Source organism: Nitrosopumilus sp., from assembly GCF_025699255.1.
In the GTDB taxonomy this organism is placed as follows: Archaea; Thermoproteota; Nitrososphaeria; order Nitrososphaerales; family Nitrosopumilaceae; genus Nitrosopumilus.
Genome location: NZ_JAILWA010000002.1, coordinates 37,620 through 57,303 on the forward strand (window position 1 = coordinate 37,620; position 19,684 = coordinate 57,303).

The following is a 19,684-nucleotide window of genomic DNA, read 5'->3' on the forward strand; positions in this document are numbered from 1 at the left end:
ATCCACTCTGATTTTTTATTCTCTTAATTTTAAATTCATACGTTATCATATCTACGATATTCCACTTTGACATCACTATTTAGATTTGTTAATTCTTGATTCTTTTCTAAGAATGAAATAATATCTTTGATACGAATTAGACGTTTTGCTCCTATTGAATCAAAGATTATTCTAGCTAATTGTAGGTCTTCAGGTGTATCAACCGTTAATCTTATTCCTGGCTTTTGCAATTCTTTTGGTGGCATATATGGTAAGATCTTAAACTTTTTTTGATTTTCATTTATGTATAAAGTACATAACTCACTTCTGTGTTTTTTCAAACCATTCTTGTGTGATATTTCTAATGCCTTTTTATTAATTAATTCAAATCCACAACCAAGAGGAATTTTTGGAATATAGGTATAATCAAAATTCCCACTAATGTGCTCCTTTATGATATTGTCAATTTTTTCCCAATATAGAAATGGATTTTCTGATGTACATCTAAAAACAATATCTGCATTTGTATAATTTGATGCTTTGATTAATCTGCTTAAAACATCTGTTTCATCTCCTATTACAAATTTTAAATTATTTTCCCTTGCGAACTCTTCAAACACTTGATTTCCATTTTTTTCACTTATTGCGAGTACAATTTCATTAATTAGAGATGATTTTTTAATTTGTTTTATAATATGTTTTAAAATAGGTTCATTACCTATTTTTTGTAATGGCTTTGCAAATAATCTATCTGAATTAATCCTACATGCAATTACAGCTACAACTTTAGGAGATTTAATTTCTAAATGTTTGGATGTAATTATTGTTCCTTTTGTAATTTTCTTTGCTGCAATTTTTCCATCTAAATCATAAAAACTTAAAATTTCTGTAACCTTTGGTGCTCTTTTGATATCAAAATATTGCTCACTAAGAATTTTATATTTTGGAATATCTTTTTTTGCAATTAAAGTTTTTTTATGTAATAATCTATACTGTAATTCGTTCCCTAAAATTTCCACAGTTCCATTACCTAATGCCTTATGTGAATTTTTGATTAATTTTACCATTTTTTTAAATTCTATAGGGTTTAATGCTGAAAAATAATCAATTCCTTTTTCATCTCTATTCAAAGTAATGTGTTTTTCAACAATTGTTGCCCCAAGACTTACTGCTAATAATGGAGCAATTAATGCAAATTCTGAATCTCCAGAAACATGATCCATTATGCCAATTTCCATTCTAAATTTATTTTTCAATACAGACAATCGTTTCAAATTTAAATCTTCAAGTTTAGTTGGATATCCCTGAAATCCATGTAGTAAAGCAATTTCTTTATTTGGAGATGCTAATATTGAAATAATTTTTTCTATTTCAATAATTTTTGACCCAGCTGCTGAAATTAAAATATTTTTTTTCTGTTTTGATAAATAATCAATTAGTTTTTTATTTCCTATTTCAGACGAATGAATTTTGAATCCATCAACTTTAATTTTAACAGCTATTTTTGCACTTTTTAATCCAAATACATCGGCAAATATTTTTAATCCTAGTTTTTTACTAATTTTTGAGATTTTTTGCCACTCTGGATTTGAAAATTGGAGCTTTTTGTATAATTTGAAATTTTTATGTTTTGAAGTAGCTAATTCCTCTGCCAAAATAATTTGAAATTTTACTGCATCTGCATTAGCTTTTTTAGATTCTTTAATGAGTCGAATTGCGTTTTCAATACTACCTTCATGAGAATTCGCAATTTCAGCAATTACAAAACAATTCTTGTTTGAAAACAATATTTTCTAAGTTTAACAGATATTAAAATTACACGAATTTTGTAATTTTAACCAATTAATTATTATTCTATCATTTGTTTGATTAATGAATAAGGTTGAAAATATTTTGAAAAAACTGTTAATTTGGTCTGGTCAAGATTTTGTACATTATTCTTTAGCTAATCTCCTTCAAGAGGATTCTGATTTTGAATTATTTGGATTAATTGATGATGCAGAGATTGGAATAAAAAATTTTTATCAAAATCAAAATTTAGTTAAATTTTCAAAATTATGGAATTATTATGATTTTGTTAAAAATGATATAGATGTTGATGAAGATTATTTGAAAAATTTTGAACAAAAATGGGGTATAAATTTATGGGATATTATTTACACTGAACGATTTTTTTATTCTGATTTCAATCCTTTTCATAATTTTTCTAAGGTAGAAATATTGTCAATAATTCAACATGAATGTAAATTATTTGAACAAATTTTAGAGGAAATCAAACCTGATTATTTTCTTACAAATATGGTTACTAGACATCCAAAACTTTTACTTCATTTAATGTGTGAAAAACTTGGTATTCCTTCTTTAATGCTTGAGACAGCAAGATTTGGAAATAGATTAACTATTTCAAAAACCATTGCAAAAATTGATAATCCTGAACTTTACACGCAAATTAAAAATCCAATTATCAAATCACATGAAGATCTTGAAAAATATCTTGAAACATACAAACGTGGTACAGGTTCTTTATTTGGAACACAATTTACAATTCCAAAAACTAAAAAATTATTTGCAATGGGAAAATTTCTAATAAATTCTATGAATGAACATAACCAAAAAATTTATCTTAATAAAGGAAAAACAAAATTTTCAATAATTAAAAAATCTTCTAAATTTTTTAGAGAAAGACGACGAAAAACTAATGAAAATTTCCTTGATACTCACTGTATAAAAAAAATTGATGATTCTGAAGATTTTGTATATTTTCCATTACATTCAGAACCTGAACGTGAAATTTTAATTCAATCTCGTTTTAATTTTAACCAAATTGTTGTAGCAACAAACATTGCCAAATCATTACCTATGGGCATGATGTTATATGTAAAAGAACACCCTGTAATGCGCGATGAAGGTTGGCGAAATATTGAGTATTATGAGCAATTTTTAAAATTACCTAATGTTAAATTGATTCATCCTTTAATTTCCTCTCACGATTTAATTAAAAAATGTAAAATAGCTATGACCATATCTGGTGATGTTGGTTTAGAAGCTGCATTATATAAAAAACCAAGCATAGTTTTTTCTGATGTTGATTATGTTGTCATTCCATCTGTTTTTAGAATAGATCACTTTGAAAATCTTTCTAAAACTATTCATTCAGCATTGAATTGTTCTGTTGATCTTAAAGCTCTTTATGATTATGTAAGTTATGTACATGAAAATTCATTTGAATTTAAAGAATGGGAATATCTGATCGATTTTCAAAACACATTCCATTATCTTGGGTTTAATCAAGAACAATTTATTGAAAATTCAGAAATGAAAAAATTTCTTGAGCGTCATAAATCAAAATTTGAACCTATGTTAAATGAACATTTAAAGAAATTTAAAAACTATGATGATAAAGATGTTGTATTAAAATGATTTTTGATGAATCTATAAAATTATTAGAAAAATCTAAAACATTAATCCCCGGATTAACTCAAACATTTAGTAGATCTGCAACAACTTTTGTAGAAGGTTGTTATCCTGTATATGCTAAATCTGCTAAAGGTTCTCATTTTTTTGATGTAGATAATAATGAATTCATAGATTATTTGATGGCATTAGGACCAATTACTTTGGGATACAACTATTCATCTGTTAATCAAGCAGTAATGGAACAACTTCAAGATGGTGTTCTTTTCTCACTTCCGCATCCAATTGAAATTCAAGTTTCTGAATTAATATCTGAAATTATTCCCAATGCTGAAATGGTAAAATTTGAAAAATCAGGTTCAAATGCGGTAACTGGTGCAGTAAGAGCAGCTAGAGCATTAACAAAACGTGAAAAAATCGCTTATTGTGGAAGTGGTGGAGTTTGGCATGATTGGCAAGCTGCTATGGTTAGTAGGAATGATGGGGTTCCAAAATTTAATCAGGATTTGATAAAAATTTTTGATTATAATGACGCATCTGGTCTTGAACAAATTTTCCATGAAAACCCTAATGAAATTGCAACTGTTGTTTTAGAACCAACTTATTTAGAAAAACCAAAAAATGATTTTTTACAACAAGTTAGAAAATTAACAAATGAAAATAAATCAATTTTAATTTTGGATGAAATTGTTACTGGATTTAGATTTGATCTTCAAGGCGGACAAAAATATTTTGATATTGAAGGAGATTTTGTTTGTTATGGAAAAGGAATTGCAAATGGATTTCCATTATCAATAATTGCAGGTAAATCAGAATTTATGAAAATCTTTGATAAACTTTGGGTTAGTTCCACAAATAATAGTGAAACACTTTCACTTGCTGCATGTAATGCTACATTAAATGAAATGAAAAATAATAACACATTAGATTATTGTTGGAGTTTAGGGAAAAAACTATTTAATGGTTGGAATAAAATTGTTGAAAATTATGATTTGGATGCAAAAATGATGGGGTATGATATTCGTATGGCATTGAAATGTTATGATTCACAAAAAAATGAATCTAATTCTTTGAAAGCATTAATTTTACAAGAAATGATTAAGAAAGGAATTTTTATTTCCCCTGGTCACACATTTATCAGCTATTCGCATTCAGAATTAGATATATCTAACACTCTAAGTTCCCTTGAAGATATCTGTGATATGATTAGTAAAAAAGTAAAAGATGATAATTTCAAAGAATTTGTTGAAGGAAACCTTCCTCAATCCATCTGGAATGTGGTTATTGAGTCTACTAAAAAGAAGACACTCTAATTTTCTTGTTTTATTAGGTCTTTTAAGATTTTTTCAAATTTTTTATTCCCAATTTTTTTGGACTTATCTGAACTAAAATGTTCTAAAGAATAATTTTTCTTGTTCTTAACTTTTGTAATGTTGAACATTTCTTTTGTTTCATAACAAAATGGAAGTTCTTCTTTTGAGATTAAATATTCAATACTATTTTCTACAAAATTTTGTTTTATTTGAATTTTAGATTTTTTAATCTTTGAATTTTTTTGTAAAAATTTAATCATATTTTCTCCCAAATCATAAATTTTCATCATTGGCATTTTTGGGATGTATATTTCTCCATCTTTTCCAATTTTGGCAATTTTTAGAATAAATGATGCTGCTTCAGGGATTGAAATAAAAAATCTTGATGTTGTTTTATCCGTAATTTCTATGGGCAAACCTTTTCTAATTCTCTCTAAAAATATTTGTGAAACTGATCCTTTTGATCCAAAAACATTTCCGAGTCTTACAATTGAAAAACTTGTTTTTCCTTTTCCTCTATATGATCCAGCATTGATTGCAAGTCTCTCTGCAAGAAATTTACTTGCTCCCATTGTTGTTGAGGCATTAACTGCTTTTTCAGTGCTAATGTAAACAAATTTTGAAACATTTTCTAATAACGAGACTTCAAGAATGTTGCTTGTTCCCATAACATTGACTTTTACTGCATCAAAAGGATTTTCTTCACAAACATCAACTCTTTTCATTGCAGCGCCATGAAATACGATATCAATATCACGAATTGCCAACTTTAGTCTGTCCTTGTCTCTAATATCTCCTAAAAGGTAAGTGATGTATCGATTATTACCAAAAATTTTTTTAAGTTCAAATATTGAATTTTCGTTATTTGAAAGAATTCTGATGTTTGATGGTTTTTCTTTTAAAATTTGTTTAATTAGTTCAATTCCAATTGACCCTGATCCTCCTGTGATTAGAATTTTTTTCCCTTTCAAATTTGTCTCTTTTTTAATCAATCTCTACATTTAATCCATTAATAATAAAATAATTTCTACTCATACTATTCGTGAATTTAGCATATTAAGATATTAAGCAATAACTAGGAATTTTCTTATGAATTTCGATATATTCATTCCTGTACGATTAGATAGTAGTAGATTACCTAAAAAAGCACTTTTACAAATATCAAAAATACCAATTCTTAAAATCTTGGTTGATAGATTATCAAATGCAAAAAAAATTAGAAACATTGTGGTGTGTACAACAACTTTACCATCCGATGATGAACTAGTGAATTTTTTACAAAAAAATAATATCAAATATTTCAGAGGTTCTGAAAAAGATATCCTACAAAGATATCTTGATGCAGCAACAACATTCAATTCTGATTATATTGTTAATGTAGATGGAGATGATATTTACACTGATCCTAAATCTATTGATGACATTGTTGAAGAATATATTAAAAATAAAACTGATTTTATTAAAATTTCATCCGTTCCATTGGGATTACAATCTTTTGGATTTCCTATACATATTTTAAAACAAATTTGTAAAAATAAAAATTCTGATGATACTGAAACTGGTTGGATCCGTTTTTTTACTGAATCAAATCTTATTTCAAAAGGCGAAGCTATACAAAATTTAGAAAACCAATTCCCAAACAATTTACGTCTATCATTGGATTATCCAGAAGATTTTGAAATAGCTAAAGAAATTTTTTCTAGTATTTCAAAAAATTTTGATTTAGAGGAACTTTCAATATTTCTAAATAATAATTCCAATATCTTAAAAGCAATTAGAAATACTGAAGATAAATGGAAAAATCACTGGAAAACTAATTTATCTGATATTTCTACAAAAACAAATGAAATAAAATGAAATTTTTAATTGTCGGTCTAGGCTCAATGGGAAATAGAAGAATTAGAAATCTCCTCAAGTTAAATTGTAAAGATATCATTGGATTTGATCCTAAATTAGATAGAATTACAACTGTATCTAAAAAATTCAACATCCCTACATTTTTGAAAATTGATGATGCTTTAAGAGAGGAACCTCATGTGATGATTATCTCAACTCCTCCCGATTTACATAAAAAATATGCAGAATTAGCAATCAAAAATAATCTTCATTTTTTCATGGAAGTAAACATGTTTTCTAAAGATACATTATCTATTATTAAAAAATTAAAAAACAAAAATATCATTGGAGCTCCTTCATGTACAATGCAGTTTCACCCTGTTGTAAAATCACTACAAAAATTAATTAAAAAAAATTCAATTGGTGATATTTTAGCAATAGAACATCATACAGGTCAATATCTCCCTTCTTGGCATCCATGGGAAAAAATTGATGATTTCTATGTTTCAAAAAAAGAAACTGGGGGAGCTCGTGAAATGGTTCCAGTAGAATTAGTTTGGCTTATACATTTATTTTCAAATGTCAAATCTGTTATTGGAATTCAAGGAAAAATTTCTAGTCTGCCTGTAGATATTGATGATTTTTACCATATTTTTCTTGAATTCAAGAATAAAATCTCTTGCCATTTACTAATAGATGTCTTTTCTCAACCCACTTTTAGAGAAACAAAAATTGTTGGTGAATCTGGTTCCATACTGTGTGATTTTTTTAAAAATACTATATCTATCAATAATGGAAAAGGATGGAAAACTCAAAAATTATTGATTGGAAAATATGCCAAAGGTTATGCTAAGAAAATTCCTGAGTCAATGTATGAAGAAGAAATTAAAGCTTTCATCAATGCTATAAAGGGATTAAAAAAATATCCTCACACTCTTAAAAATGAATTAAATCTTCTCAATATTTTAGATGCAATTGAGAAAAGTAATAAAACTGGTAAAAAAATTGAAACAATTTTTATCTGAATCAGAACAACTTAAATTGTCAAAAAAAGTTGTATTCTTGTGAATCAACATGATGAAGATATTCTAAAGGATTTTCTAAATCTTCATTGGTTAAGACCTGAAGTTGGCCCTGAGTGTTATTTTAGAAGTAAATCTCTTGATGGAATAGATTTTGAATCTCCCTCTATTGATATTTCCTGTGGTGATGGACAGTTTGCTTTTGTTCATATGGGAGGTAAATTTCATGAAGATTTTGATAATTTTGGTTCAACTCTTGCAAAAGAATTCAAACATTCTGAATTTGTAGACATTCATGATTCTTTTGATGAAAACTATGCAGTAAAAATTTTAAAAAATGCTGACAAACAAATTGATTATGGTACCGATTGGAAACAGAATTTACTTAGTAAAGCAGAAAAGTTAGGTCTATACAAAAATTTGGTGTTACATGATAATAATAAAACTCCTCTTCCATTTAAAGATGATTTTTTTAAAACAATTTACAGTAACTCTGTTTATTGGGTAGACCCACCACAACCTCTATTATCTGATATTCACAGAATGCTACATCCTGAAGGAAGAGCAGTTCTTCATTTGTTTACTCCATTTCATCTTGAAACTTTAGATGAATTGGAATGTTTTCTTTCAAAAGAAGCAATTGATATTCTAGATAGAAAAAAACGAGAAACTATGAAAGGTTTACGAAAATATAATGAATGGAAAAAGCTAATTGAAGAAGCAGGATTTAAAATTGAAGAAGTGAAAAATGTTCATCCTGGTAAATTAATTATTGATATGTGGAACATTGGACTAAGACCAATTGCTCATTTGCTAATTCAAATGTCTGAATCTTTATCTGATGAACAAAGAAAAAATATCAAAAAAGAATGGGTTGATATATTCTTTAAATTATTTAAACCTCTCTTGAACCTTCCTGAAACTTATTCACTAGAAAACTCACCTTATCTGTGTTTTATTCTAAAAAAATAGTATCTTGAAATCTCTAAAAATTTCCAATTTTCATATTGGTACTAGCTTTCCAGTTTTTATAATTGCAGAAGCTGGAATTAATCATAATGGTTCTTTAACAATAGCTAAAAAAATGGTTGATGTTGCCAAAAAAGCTGGCGTATCTTGTATTAAATTTCAAACCCATATTGCAGATCAAGAAATGATTAAAACTAATATTCGACCAGGAAAAATTTCAAGAAAAACTCTATGGAATATAATCAAAAATTGTGAATTATCTGAAACAGAAGAACTAAAACTTCAAAAATACTGTAAAAAAGAAAAAATTCTATTTTTATCTACCCCCTTTTCTATTGAGGCTGTTCAAAGACTTGAAAAACTTAGAATTCCTGCTTACAAAATAGGATCTGGGGAACTTACAAATTTACCTTTTCTTGAAACTGTAGCAAAAACTGGAAAACCAATAATATTATCAACTGGAATGTCAACTATTTCAGAAATTCGATCTGCTGTAAAAATTTTTAAAAAATACAAAAATTTATTTGCATTACTCCAAACTACATCTACATACCCTTCAGATTATTCCGAAATTAAATTGGGGATGATTGAAAAATTACAAGATATGTTTGATGTTCCTGTAGGTCTTTCAGATCATTCTATTGGAATCTATACTGCTATAGCTAGTGTCGCAAAAGGAGCATCTATAATCGAAAAGCATTTTACTCTAGATAAAAAAATGTCTGGACCAGATCAAAAAATTTCTTTGGATCCGTCTGAACTAAATGAATTGGTAATTGGGTGCAACGCAGTAAAACAAGCACTAGGAGATTCGAAATTTATTTTAAAAAATGAAAAACCAATACGAAAATTTGCTGAAGCATCAATTGTTACTACAAAAACAATTGAAAAGGGAGAAAAATTTACTTTAGAGAATATAGGCACAAAAAGACCCGGAACAGGTGATTTACACGCAAATAAATTCTATGAAATTATAGGTAAAAACGCTAAAAAATCTATTAAACCAAATAAACAATTAACTTGGAAAGATATAGTTTGAAGAAAAAAATTCTTATTGTTACTGAAAGGCGAGCAGATTATTCAAAATTTCGACCAATTTTAAAAAAAATAACCAAATCGTCCAAACTTGATTATTGTCTTGTTGTCACAGGCAGTCATCTTTTGTCAAGTCATGGAAAAACAATTAATGAAATAAAAAATGATGGTTTCAAAATTTCTTATAAATTTTCAATGTATCCAAAATATTTTACAGGAACTAATTCGGAAATGGTTGAAAGTTTTGGTCGAGCAATTTTAAAAATAACTGAAATAGTGAAAATAGAAAAACCTAATTTAATTTTAGCTGGTTTTGATATAGGTGCAAATTTTGCGGCAGCTATTGTTGGTTCACATATGAATATTCATGTTGCACACATTGAAGGTGGTGATATTACTGGTACTATCGATGAATCAATAAGACATGCAACATCAAAATTTTCACATATTCATTTTACATCAAATAAAATTGCCTCAACTAGATTACAAAAAATGGGAGAAAATAAGAAATTCATTTTTACTGTTGGAAGTACAGGATTAGACAATATTCTTCGAACACAAAAACTAACAATTGAGAATTTGTCTCAAGAATTCAAAATTGATTTTTCTTCTCCATTTATAGTAGTTTTACAACACACAGTTACTACAGAAGTTAATAATGTCGATAAAAATTTCTTGAAAACATTAAAAGCAATTTCTGAATTAAAAATTCAAGCGTTACTTATACATGGAAATGCTGATGCTGGTTCTCAAAAACTTTCTAAATTAATACAAAATTCTTCAATTCAACATATCAAAACAATTCAAAATAACAAATATGTTAATCTCTTATTTCATGCATCTGCATTAGTTGGAAATTCAAGTAGTGGAATTATTGAAACACCTTTCTTAAAAATTCCTTCAGTAAATATTGGTACTCGTCAACAAGGAAGATTAAAGTCATTTAGTGTGATTGATGTAAACTATAACAAAAATGAAATAAAAAAAGCCATCAAAAAGGCTGTTTTTGACAAAAATTTTAAAAATAAAGTAAAAAAATCTACTAGTCTTTATGGAGATGGTAATAGTGCATCAAAAATTGTCAAAATATTGGAAACACTCGATCTATCTAAAATACCTATTCAGAAGACATTATCATATTGAGATAAAAAATGAAGCCAAACATAATTTTAATTTTAATTGATTCAATGCGGGCAGACAAATGCTTTAACAACAAAAATATCCAAACACCAAATATTGATTTATTAATAAAAAAAGGGATTTATTTTAAAAATGGATTTAGCTCTTCTGATTACACAATTACTGGATATGGAAGTATCTTTACTGGAAAATACCCAATAAATGCTGGTAAAGATGGAATGAGTTATCATAAAATTTTTTCAGATTCCTCAAATTTCATTACAATTTTACAGAATAATGGATATCATACTTTTGCAACAATGGATTCAGGTTTAACTGAAATTGGATTTGATGTAAACTTTGAAAATGAAGATAAAGGCTATGACCGTACTTCCACTAATCTTCATGAAGGCTTGGATAAACAAATTTTAGACAAGATCAAGTCATTTTCAGAACCATGGTTTTATTTAATCCATTTAGATGATTTACATATTCCAATTAGAGTTCCTAAAGAATACACTGACAAAAATTATTCTGAACGTTATGATGTGATTGTAGAAAAGATTGATTCTTTTTTAGGAAAATTGATTGAAACTCTTGATTTAAAAAACACATTGATAATTTTAACATCTGATCATGGTGATTATTTATTATCTGAAGATTTACCTAAACACGAATCTTCTTTAAAATCTAAACTTCGATCAAAATTACCTAATTCAACTTACAATTATCTTTCTTCAATAAAACGCGGGACAAAACATAAAATCAAAGAATTTCAAACACACGATCCTTTAGAAAAACGAACGCTTCAAACAAGAACTGCCAAAGAACGATATTTGTTTGATGATTTAATTCACGTTCCAATTTTATTTTCAGGATGTGGTGTTGATTCTATTGGCCCTGTTGATGATCTTGTCAGAAGTGTAGATATTTTTCCTACTTTAATGGATTTATTGAAAATTCCAATCAATCTAAAGGAAATCGATGGGAAAAGTCTTGTACCAATTTTTAGTGGCAAATCAGTAGACATTTCCACAGTATATCTGGAAAATACTATTTTTGAAACCGATACAAAGAATCCTCAAGCAACTGTTGGAATTCGAACATTGAAATACAAATATTTTAGAAGTTTGGAAGATCCTTCTAAAAAAATCCACTTATTCAATTTAGAAGAGGATATTTTGGAAGAAAAAAATATTGCATTAGAAAATTCAAACCTTGTAAGCAAAATGGAATCTGACCTTATGGATTTACGTAACAAACTGCAAAAACGCTTTGAAAAACCATCCATGAGTGTTGAAGAAACAAAAAAGGTTGAAGATGAACTTAAAAAATTGGGATACGTATAACATCTACATATTTTATAAAATAATAAAATAATTTTATTAGCTTGGAGTTTTCTGTTCATAATATGAAAAGAAATCTTATAATTTTGATGATTGATGGAGGACGATTAGATTATTCGTTAAAATCACCTACTTTTATATCTATTAAAAAAAATTCAATTTGCCTTTCTCAACCAATCACATATGGTCCACATACAATTGCTGCAATGCATGCGGTTTTCAGTGGTTCTTATGGGACTAGAACAGGTACAAACAGCTATTGGTCAACTTATAATTTTAAAAAAAATAAATTCAAAACAATTTCTGAATATCTACATGATGAGAATTATTATACAAAAGCTGATGTTGTAAACGATTTAGTTATTCCAAAACAAGGGTTGGATGAATTTTTAATTCATGATGAATTAAATGATAATCTTACATTAAGACATCAAAAATTTCTTCAAGAAATGAAAATAAAAAATGATATTGGACAAAATTTCTTTCTTTATTTACAGTATAGTAATATTCATACTGGAATTATGAATGAAGTTTTAAAAGTTTACAATAATTTTAGTGAAGATTATTTTAACAGTAAAGAAAAAAACAAAGAAAGATATCAATCTCTTTTTGAAAGTGCAGAAAAATATCTAACAGAAATTTTAAAAACCATTGATGATTTAGAACTCTCAAAAAATTCTATGATACTAATTATGTCCGATCATGGGATTAGTATTGGCGAAAAAATTGGTGAAAGAGCATATGGAGCTTTTTGTTATGATTATACATTGAGAACATTTGCATATTTTCTGACGCCTGATTTGCCAAATTTAGAAATTAGTCAACAAGTGAGAACTATTGATTTCATGCCTACCATTCTAGATTACTTTGGAATTTCTTTAGATCTAAATTATGAAAAAATTGATGGCGAATCACTTTTGCCATTATTTGGAGGAAAATCCCTTCCAGAAAAAATTGCTTTTTCTGAAACAGGAAATCCACTTCAAGATACAAAACCTCCTAAAGAACCAAATATAAAATCTGTAAGAACTTCAGAGTGGAAATTAATATTTAATGAATATAATGAAACCAGAGAATTATATGATTTGGTTCATGATCCACATGAAACAAACAATCTTTCAGGAAATAACTTAGAAATTGAAACCGTTTTATTTGAAAAACTTCAAATTTTAAGTGATGGAAAAATTTAACTAAATAACTTTCTAGCTTTTTCTAAATCTTGAGGAGTATCAATTTCACACCAATTTCCTTCTATGAAAATTGGCTTAACATCAATGTTCAAATCAATTAATTCTTGAAGCATGTCTGTAAGATATGCTTTCTTGAATGATGGTGCATTATGAAATTTTCCTACATGATTTTTTTGAATTTTCATAAATGTATCTACAAATAACTTTGAACCTTTTTCTGAAAGAATCATTGGACCTAAAAATTCTCCAATTACATCTTCATCATTTGTTTTTTCTATATTTTTTTTAATTTTAATGATTTTATCATTTCTTATTAACACATTATCAGCTTCAGATTTAGGATGTTGAGTTCTACCTTCATAGGATTTTTCCCAATTAAGATCTATTGGAATTCCTATATCTCCAGAAAAACTTAGTATCTCTTTTAATATTGATTCTTCAAACAGAATGTCTGAATATGATGTTAAAATCTTACCCTCAATTTTGTCCTTTGCAGCCATTAAGCTACCCAAAACATCATGTTCTGCATAATTATCATCATTAAGATATAAGATATTTTCAATTCCAAAATTTTTGTGTGGTCCTGTAATTATGATAATTTCATTAATTTGATTTTTTTTAAATAGTGAAATTTGTCTCTCTAAAATTGTTTTTCCGTTAATATCTAACAATCCCTTTGGAGTTGTTTTAGTAATATCTCCTAATCTACTTGCATAACCGGCTGCAATAATAATTACTCTCATTTTATTCTAAATTGCTTTCATGAACCTTTTTTTAATTTCTGTTGGTTTGTACATTACTCTAGAACTAACAATTTTACTTGGTTGAATTTTAATCAAAATCATTATTGGCGATTTGATTTTTAATTTTTTATTTAATATTTCAATTAATTTTTCTTTTGAACTTGTTTTATATACTGTATATCCACAAGCTTTAGCGATTTTTTCAATTTTTATTGTTGATGTGTGTGTGGGTTGTCCTCCAGTTGATTCATGTATTGAATTGTCAAAAATTACATGGATTAAATTTTTTGGAGACATTTTTCCAATGGTGGTTAATGAACCTAAATTCATTAAGATATTACCATCTCCATCAAATACGTAGATCTTTTTTTTAGATCTTGTCAAAGCAATTCCTAAACCAATTGATGATGCAAGCCCCATTGAACCTATCATATAGAAATTAGATTTCTTTTCACATGTATCATATAGATCTCTGCTAATGAATCCATTTGCAGAAACAATTGGATTGTTTTTACAAAACTTTCCAATGATTTCAATTGCTTCTTTTCTAATCATGAAATTCCCTTTTAATTATTAAGACACATGGATTTTCAGATTTTATTTGTGATTTTGCCCATTTGCATGATTCTTTCCAATTTGACTCAGTAAGAATTCTTGATTTCAATTTTAAACTTTTAATCAATTCTGGCTGAATTTTTCCTAGTTTTGTATGCTCTGGGGCATCGGTTGGAAGGTAGCCTCTCCATCCGATAAGAAAAATTATTGGAATCTTATACAATTGTACTAGTGAAGTTATAGTACTTATTGAATTTCCAAAACCTGCATTTTGCATAAAAACTAGCGATTGGCTCTTAACTAAAGACATACCTGTGGCAATTCCTATAGCCTCTTCTTCTCTAGTTGTTATAATTATCTCATTTTTTTCAAGTCCTTGGTTGATAAAATGTTTCATAGTAGAATCTGGGACTCCTACAAAATTCTTTATTCCAATTTTCTTCAAAAATTTAAACATTGATCTTTGTGATTTTTCATTCATTTTACATATCCAAGTTTTTTAAGATTTTCTTCAATTTCTTTTTCCTGTTTTTTAATATTGTACATTTCTTGCAACTGAAAAATCTCTTCCATAGATGACATTTCTTGTTCCACTTTGGATAAGCTATTTGTTTTCGAAATATCTTCCAAAAGTTTTGACATCGCTAAATATGAAACACGAAGAGTATGATTTGCATATATTACCATTTTGAAATTATTTGAAATCAATTCATCAGTTGTTACATTAGGATATGATGTTGGGATTGAAATTAAGGGAATATTTCCTTCCCATTTTTTACTAAACTCAAAAATTTCTTGTGGTGTGTTCTTTTTTGAATGAATGAGAATAGCATCAGCACCAGCTTTTTCATATGCAGTTGCACGTTTTATTGCTTCATCTATTCCTAAACCTGCAATTAAAGCCTCTACTCTAGCAATAATCATAAAATCATTCGAAATTTTTGCATCCTTTCCTGCAATGATTTTTGCAACAAAATCCTTTTCCGGTAAAAGTTCTTGAGTTCCATCTTCTAATAAGCTATTTTGTTTTGGAAATACTTTATCTTCGATGCTAACAGCTGCAATTCCTGCTTTTTCATATTTTTTTACCATGTGACCAACATTACTAGGTCCACCAAAACCCGTATCACAATCTGCAATAATGGGAATATTACATGATTCAGCCATATTGGATGCAGCATGTAAAAATTCTGTCATCGTTAGAATGCTTGCATCAGGAAGTGCATGAGTGGCGGAAATGGCAAAGCTTCCAGCCCAAACTGCATCAAAACCATGAATTTCTACTAGTTTGGCAGACATGGCGTCAAATGCGCCTCCTACTTTAACAATGGATTGTTCTGCTAATTTTTTTCTTAAACTATTAGAACTAGAATTCATTTTAGTCACAATGAAACTAGTTTTTTAGCTTATAATAATAGATTGTTAAAAAAATTATGATAATGTTTACTATTAAACAGCCTCCAAAGATTATTTTTGGCAAAAACTCTGTAAGAAATTTCTCTTTTCCTTTAGATAGTTTGGTTATTACCAGTAAAGGTGCTAAATCCCGAGGATGGCTAGAATATTTAGCATTAAATGATTTTTTACTTTTTGAAGATGTTGAACCTAATCCATCAATTGAGACCACTGAAAAAATTATTTCAAAATTTAGAAATGACTCTTTTTCTACAATAATTGGTGTTGGTGGAGGAAGCACTTTAGATGTAGCAAAATTTGTTGCCGCAAAATTAAACAAATCTAAAATTTTAATTCCAACAACATTTGGAAGTGGTAGTGAAGTTACTAGAATTTCAGTTTTAAAGGTAAATGGAAAAAAACAAAGCTTTCATGATGATAAACTATTTGCTGATATTTCAATCGTTGATAGTAATTTCATTACCAATACACCTTTGAATATTATAAAAAATTCAGCAATTGATGCTTGTGCACAATGTACAGAAGCTTATGATAGTAAAATTGCAAATCAATACACAAAATTTCTTTGTGAACATGCTTTCAATTGTTTAGAAAGTGCAATTCTTTCTGAAAATTTTGAACTTTTACCATATGGTTCTCTAATTACGGGGTTAGGCTTTGGAAATAGTTCTACTACATTAGGACATGCATTATCATATGTTTATTCTAATGAAGGGTATTCTCATGGGCATGCTTTATCTTATACAACTTCAGTTGCCCACAAATTCAACAATTCAAAATTTTATGATCGCTTTAAAACTATTGTAAAAAAATTAAATTTTGAACCTATACATCTTGATGAAAATTATGATATTGCATCAGAATTAATTTTAAAGGATAAAAAACATTTAGATAATAATCCTAAATTTATTTCAAAAGATAAGATAATTGAGTTATTACATCTACTAAATTCAAAACAATTCTATGACACTTTTTAATTTTCATCAAATTTTCCTTTGATTTTAAATATTTGACATAAATTGCCTATTCGGAAAAATATTATTTTAAATTGATTTAAAACATACATTGAAAAAGAGAATTAAATTGAAGACAAATAATGTTACTAATCAAACATTTTTTTTATCTAAAGTTTCTTTATGCAAGATTTTAATTATTGGATTTTTTGGTTTTTATTTAATTTCTAATTTTGCCCCTTATTATGATACAGCAGATGGATATACTTTGGCGACAATTGGGATCAAACTTTCTCAAGGTCAATATGCAATTACAAATGAATTATTAGAAAATACTGGAAAATTTGAATTCAAACCTGGTGATTGGGCAAATACTATTGATCCTTCTTATGCAGTTCCCTTAGGACCAATAGGGTTTCATTTATGGGCATCATTTCTTTATTCTCTAACAGGAAATTTTGGTTTGTTTTATTTTGGTCCAATTTCTGGAATTCTTTTACTAATTGTTTCAGAACGTGTATCTACCAAATTATTTGGAAAATATGTTGGTCTTTTAGCAATTTTATTTTTAGTCACAAATCATATTTTCCTTCGTTCGGCAGTTTCTTTTCAAACTGAAAGTTCAGCTACAATTCTTTTTTTGTTGGGTTTCTACTTTTTAATAAAATTCATAAAGAATTTATCTAACCTTTCAATTTTTCTAACTTCATTATTTTTATCGGTAGCAACTTTTGTTAGAATTAATAATATAATTTTTTTCCCCGTAGAATTAATTTTCTTATTTTCATATTTTATTTTTGAACATTTAAGGACAAAAAATAATAAAAAATCACTTTATCAAAAATCATTTTCGAAATCTGCTTTCAAAAAGTCTGCTTTACTTCTAATACCTTGGATTATTTTCTTTTCATTTTGGTTTGGATATCATGATTTCTTTTTTGGTGATCCATTTACAACTCAAATCATAATTCAGCGTGGTGAAGGAACAACTGATAAAGAAATTTCATCCTTTTTTGAACTTGAGTCTAGGCATTTTGAAAACATCAAACAATATTCAAAATATCTTTTACCATATCAATTTCCCGCTATGGAATCGTCATTATTTCAAAATTTTGATCCTCTTTTTGGAAAATTCTGGCTTGGAATAATTTCAATATTGATTTTACTTTCTGGTATAATAATTTCATTAAAAACACAAGATCATAGAAAAGAAATTTTTGTAATATGTTTTTTCATTCTTTCTACGGTTTGGTTTTATTCAGCTTTAACTTCAGAAGATAGAGCATCTTATGGAGTACCTGGTAGATACATGTTTCCTGCATTTATTTTATTTTATATGATAATTGGATTTTTAATTACCAAAATTTTTTCTATTGATAAAAAAAGAATTCCAATATTTGGATTAAAAATAATTAAAATTTTTGTAATTATTTGTTTGATTATATTTTTTGGAAGTTCAATTTACTTTACTCCATTTGGTCAAGCAATCTTCAACGGAACTTTTGAAATCCAAAATCCATTTGAATTATCTTTAAATCATCCTCCTGATTTGGAAGGATTAAAAAAAAATAATGTGATTGTAGCCCTAAAAACTGATAGAATTTTAGAATATGATGTAATTCCTTTCCAGATAGTACCTATAGATGATAAAATTGCCCCTCCTGATTCCATTTCTTTATTAAAAAATATCTTAAGTGAAGATTATTCTGTTTTCATATTCAAAACCCCTACTACTATCCATGAAAAGATTGTTTTCCAAGATTTAGCTGATAATCATGAAATAATTTTTAGTGATTTTTCTAAATCATTTTGTATTCTTTCTATTAAAAATAATGAAAATACTATTACACAAAATGATCAAATATGCCTAGAATAAAATTTGAATTAATCTACCATTTATTTTCTAAATAATTTTTTATTGTTTTTTCAATTCCTTCTTCAATTTCTATTTTAGGTTCAAAGCCTAATTGAGATTTCGCTTTTGAAATATCAGTAATAAAATCATAAGGTTTTACAGTAGTTTCTTTGAAAATAGGCTCAATTTTCTTTCCCATTTTATTATTTATTATCTCAATTAATTCTAAATTAGATGGTGAATCTTTACCTCCGATATTATAAATTCCCGTTTGAGGATTTTTGACTGATTTCATTATTGATTCTATTGCGTCATCTATGTATAGGTGATTTCTTCTAATTTTCCCAGTTCCCATAACTGTTGGTCTTTGATCATTTGCAATCATTTTTACAAAAGTTGGAATTGCTTGCCCATGTGGTTTTGCCACATTATATACTCCCATCATCCTTAAAATTACCAAAGAAATATTATTTTCCTTACAAAATATCTGCAAGTATTTTTCTGTTGCAAGCTTACTAGCTCCATAAACAACATTTGGATCTGTAATATGAAGTTCACTTACTGGATTCTCATTTGGTGTTCCATAAACCATATATGTACTAGAAAAAATTATTGTTTTTAAATTTGGTAAAAATTTTAACAAATTCATTGTCCCTTTGATATTTAGTTCAACACTATCTGGTCCATTTTTAATTACATCTCTGTCATTAGTGATTAAACTTGCTAAATGAATCAAAGTATCTATCTCTACTAATTCAGATTCATGTTTTTTAAGATCTTCATTATTTGTAATTTCAGAATGAATAATTTTTCCATCTATTGAATCATCTTTTCTGATATCTAATCCAAGATATGGAATTTTTTCATTGATAATTTTTTTACTAAGGATTCTTCCAATTTGACCTGATGCACCTGTTACAAGAATTTTCATTTTTCTAC

The 19,684-nt window shown here is 27.5% G+C and carries 18 protein-coding genes; 11 read left to right on the forward strand and 7 right to left on the reverse strand.

Annotated elements, in window-relative coordinates:
- Positions 1-35 precede the first annotated feature (35 nt).
- Positions 36-1,766, reverse strand: coding sequence for an N-acetylneuraminate synthase family protein (locus K5781_RS02220; RefSeq protein WP_297440279.1), 1,731 nt, complete (start codon positions 1,764-1,766; stop codon positions 36-38).
- Between the two features lie 85 nt (positions 1,767-1,851).
- On the opposite strand from K5781_RS02220, the gene K5781_RS02225 reads away from it, so the two are divergent.
- Both K5781_RS02225 and K5781_RS02230 read left to right on the forward strand, forming a co-directional pair.
- A complete protein-coding gene (locus K5781_RS02225; protein WP_297440281.1) occupies positions 1,852-3,399 on the forward strand; it encodes a hypothetical protein in 1,548 nt (515 codons plus the stop codon).
- Complete coding sequence (locus K5781_RS02230; protein ID WP_297440284.1) at positions 3,396-4,706, forward strand: aminotransferase class III-fold pyridoxal phosphate-dependent enzyme; 1,311 nt, start codon at positions 3,396-3,398, stop codon at positions 4,704-4,706. Before K5781_RS02225 ends, K5781_RS02230 begins: the two co-directional genes overlap by 4 nt.
- Here the strand turns inward: K5781_RS02230 and K5781_RS02235 are convergent.
- Entirely contained in the window at positions 4,703-5,698 is a 996-nt protein-coding gene (locus tag K5781_RS02235; RefSeq protein ID WP_297440286.1) for a polysaccharide biosynthesis protein, read from the reverse strand. The genes K5781_RS02230 and K5781_RS02235 overlap by 4 nt on opposite strands.
- 97 nt (positions 5,699-5,795) lie before the next feature.
- Here K5781_RS02235 and K5781_RS02240 point away from each other — a divergent pair, with 97 nt between their 5' ends.
- The 7 genes from K5781_RS02240 (at position 5,796) to K5781_RS02270 (ending at position 13,223) form a co-directional block, all read left to right on the forward strand.
- On the forward strand, positions 5,796-6,563 hold the full coding sequence (locus K5781_RS02240) for an acylneuraminate cytidylyltransferase (RefSeq protein ID WP_297440288.1): 768 nt from the start codon (positions 5,796-5,798) through the stop codon (positions 6,561-6,563).
- Positions 6,560-7,567 carry a Gfo/Idh/MocA family oxidoreductase gene (locus K5781_RS02245; protein ID WP_297440290.1) on the forward strand — a complete coding sequence of 336 codons (1,008 nt, stop codon included), beginning with the start codon at positions 6,560-6,562 and terminating at the stop codon, positions 7,565-7,567. Before K5781_RS02240 ends, K5781_RS02245 begins: the two co-directional genes overlap by 4 nt.
- A 39-nt stretch (positions 7,568-7,606) precedes the next feature.
- Positions 7,607-8,536 carry a methyltransferase domain-containing protein gene (locus K5781_RS02250; protein ID WP_297440292.1) on the forward strand — a complete coding sequence of 310 codons (930 nt, stop codon included), beginning with the start codon at positions 7,607-7,609 and terminating at the stop codon, positions 8,534-8,536.
- Positions 8,537-8,540: 4 nt separating this feature from the next.
- Positions 8,541-9,572, forward strand: coding sequence for an N-acetylneuraminate synthase family protein (locus K5781_RS02255; protein ID WP_297440294.1), 1,032 nt, complete (start codon positions 8,541-8,543; stop codon positions 9,570-9,572).
- Complete coding sequence (gene neuC, locus K5781_RS02260; protein WP_297440296.1) at positions 9,569-10,711, forward strand: UDP-N-acetylglucosamine 2-epimerase; 1,143 nt, start codon at positions 9,569-9,571, stop codon at positions 10,709-10,711. Before K5781_RS02255 ends, neuC begins: the two co-directional genes overlap by 4 nt.
- 8 nt (positions 10,712-10,719) lie before the next feature.
- A complete protein-coding gene (locus K5781_RS02265) occupies positions 10,720-12,036 on the forward strand; it encodes a sulfatase-like hydrolase/transferase (protein WP_297440298.1) in 1,317 nt (438 codons plus the stop codon).
- Between the two features lie 62 nt (positions 12,037-12,098).
- Positions 12,099-13,223, forward strand: a complete 1,125-nt coding sequence (locus tag K5781_RS02270) for a sulfatase-like hydrolase/transferase (protein WP_297440300.1) — start codon at positions 12,099-12,101, stop codon at positions 13,221-13,223.
- Here the strand turns inward: K5781_RS02270 and K5781_RS02275 are convergent.
- The 4 genes from K5781_RS02275 to K5781_RS02290 are packed head-to-tail and all read right to left on the reverse strand — an operon-like array spanning position 13,220 to position 15,898.
- The gene (locus tag K5781_RS02275) at positions 13,220-13,966 is read right to left on the reverse strand and encodes an NTP transferase domain-containing protein (protein ID WP_297440302.1); all 747 of its coding nucleotides are present in this window, start codon (positions 13,964-13,966) and stop codon (positions 13,220-13,222) included. The genes K5781_RS02270 and K5781_RS02275 overlap by 4 nt on opposite strands.
- 6 nt (positions 13,967-13,972) lie before the next feature.
- Positions 13,973-14,521, reverse strand: coding sequence for a thiamine pyrophosphate-dependent enzyme (locus K5781_RS02280; RefSeq protein WP_297440305.1), 549 nt, complete (start codon positions 14,519-14,521; stop codon positions 13,973-13,975).
- Positions 14,514-15,002, reverse strand: a complete 489-nt coding sequence (locus tag K5781_RS02285) for a thiamine pyrophosphate-binding protein (protein ID WP_297440307.1) — start codon at positions 15,000-15,002, stop codon at positions 14,514-14,516. Before K5781_RS02285 ends, K5781_RS02280 begins: the two co-directional genes overlap by 8 nt.
- Positions 14,999-15,898, reverse strand: a complete 900-nt coding sequence (locus K5781_RS02290) for an isocitrate lyase/phosphoenolpyruvate mutase family protein (RefSeq protein WP_297440308.1) — start codon at positions 15,896-15,898, stop codon at positions 14,999-15,001. The genes K5781_RS02285 and K5781_RS02290 overlap by 4 nt, the downstream gene beginning before the upstream one ends.
- Before the next feature lie 62 nt (positions 15,899-15,960).
- Here K5781_RS02290 and K5781_RS02295 point away from each other — a divergent pair, with 62 nt between their 5' ends.
- Positions 15,961-16,914, forward strand: coding sequence for an iron-containing alcohol dehydrogenase (locus K5781_RS02295; protein ID WP_297440310.1), 954 nt, complete (start codon positions 15,961-15,963; stop codon positions 16,912-16,914).
- A gap of 106 nt (positions 16,915-17,020) precedes the next feature.
- The gene (locus K5781_RS02300; RefSeq protein WP_297440312.1) at positions 17,021-18,766 is read left to right on the forward strand and encodes a hypothetical protein; all 1,746 of its coding nucleotides are present in this window, start codon (positions 17,021-17,023) and stop codon (positions 18,764-18,766) included.
- Between the two features lie 13 nt (positions 18,767-18,779).
- Here the strand turns inward: K5781_RS02300 and K5781_RS02305 are convergent, their stop codons facing one another.
- Positions 18,780-19,676, reverse strand: a complete 897-nt coding sequence (locus K5781_RS02305; RefSeq protein ID WP_297440314.1) for an NAD(P)-dependent oxidoreductase — start codon at positions 19,674-19,676, stop codon at positions 18,780-18,782.
- Positions 19,677-19,684 lie beyond the last annotated feature (8 nt).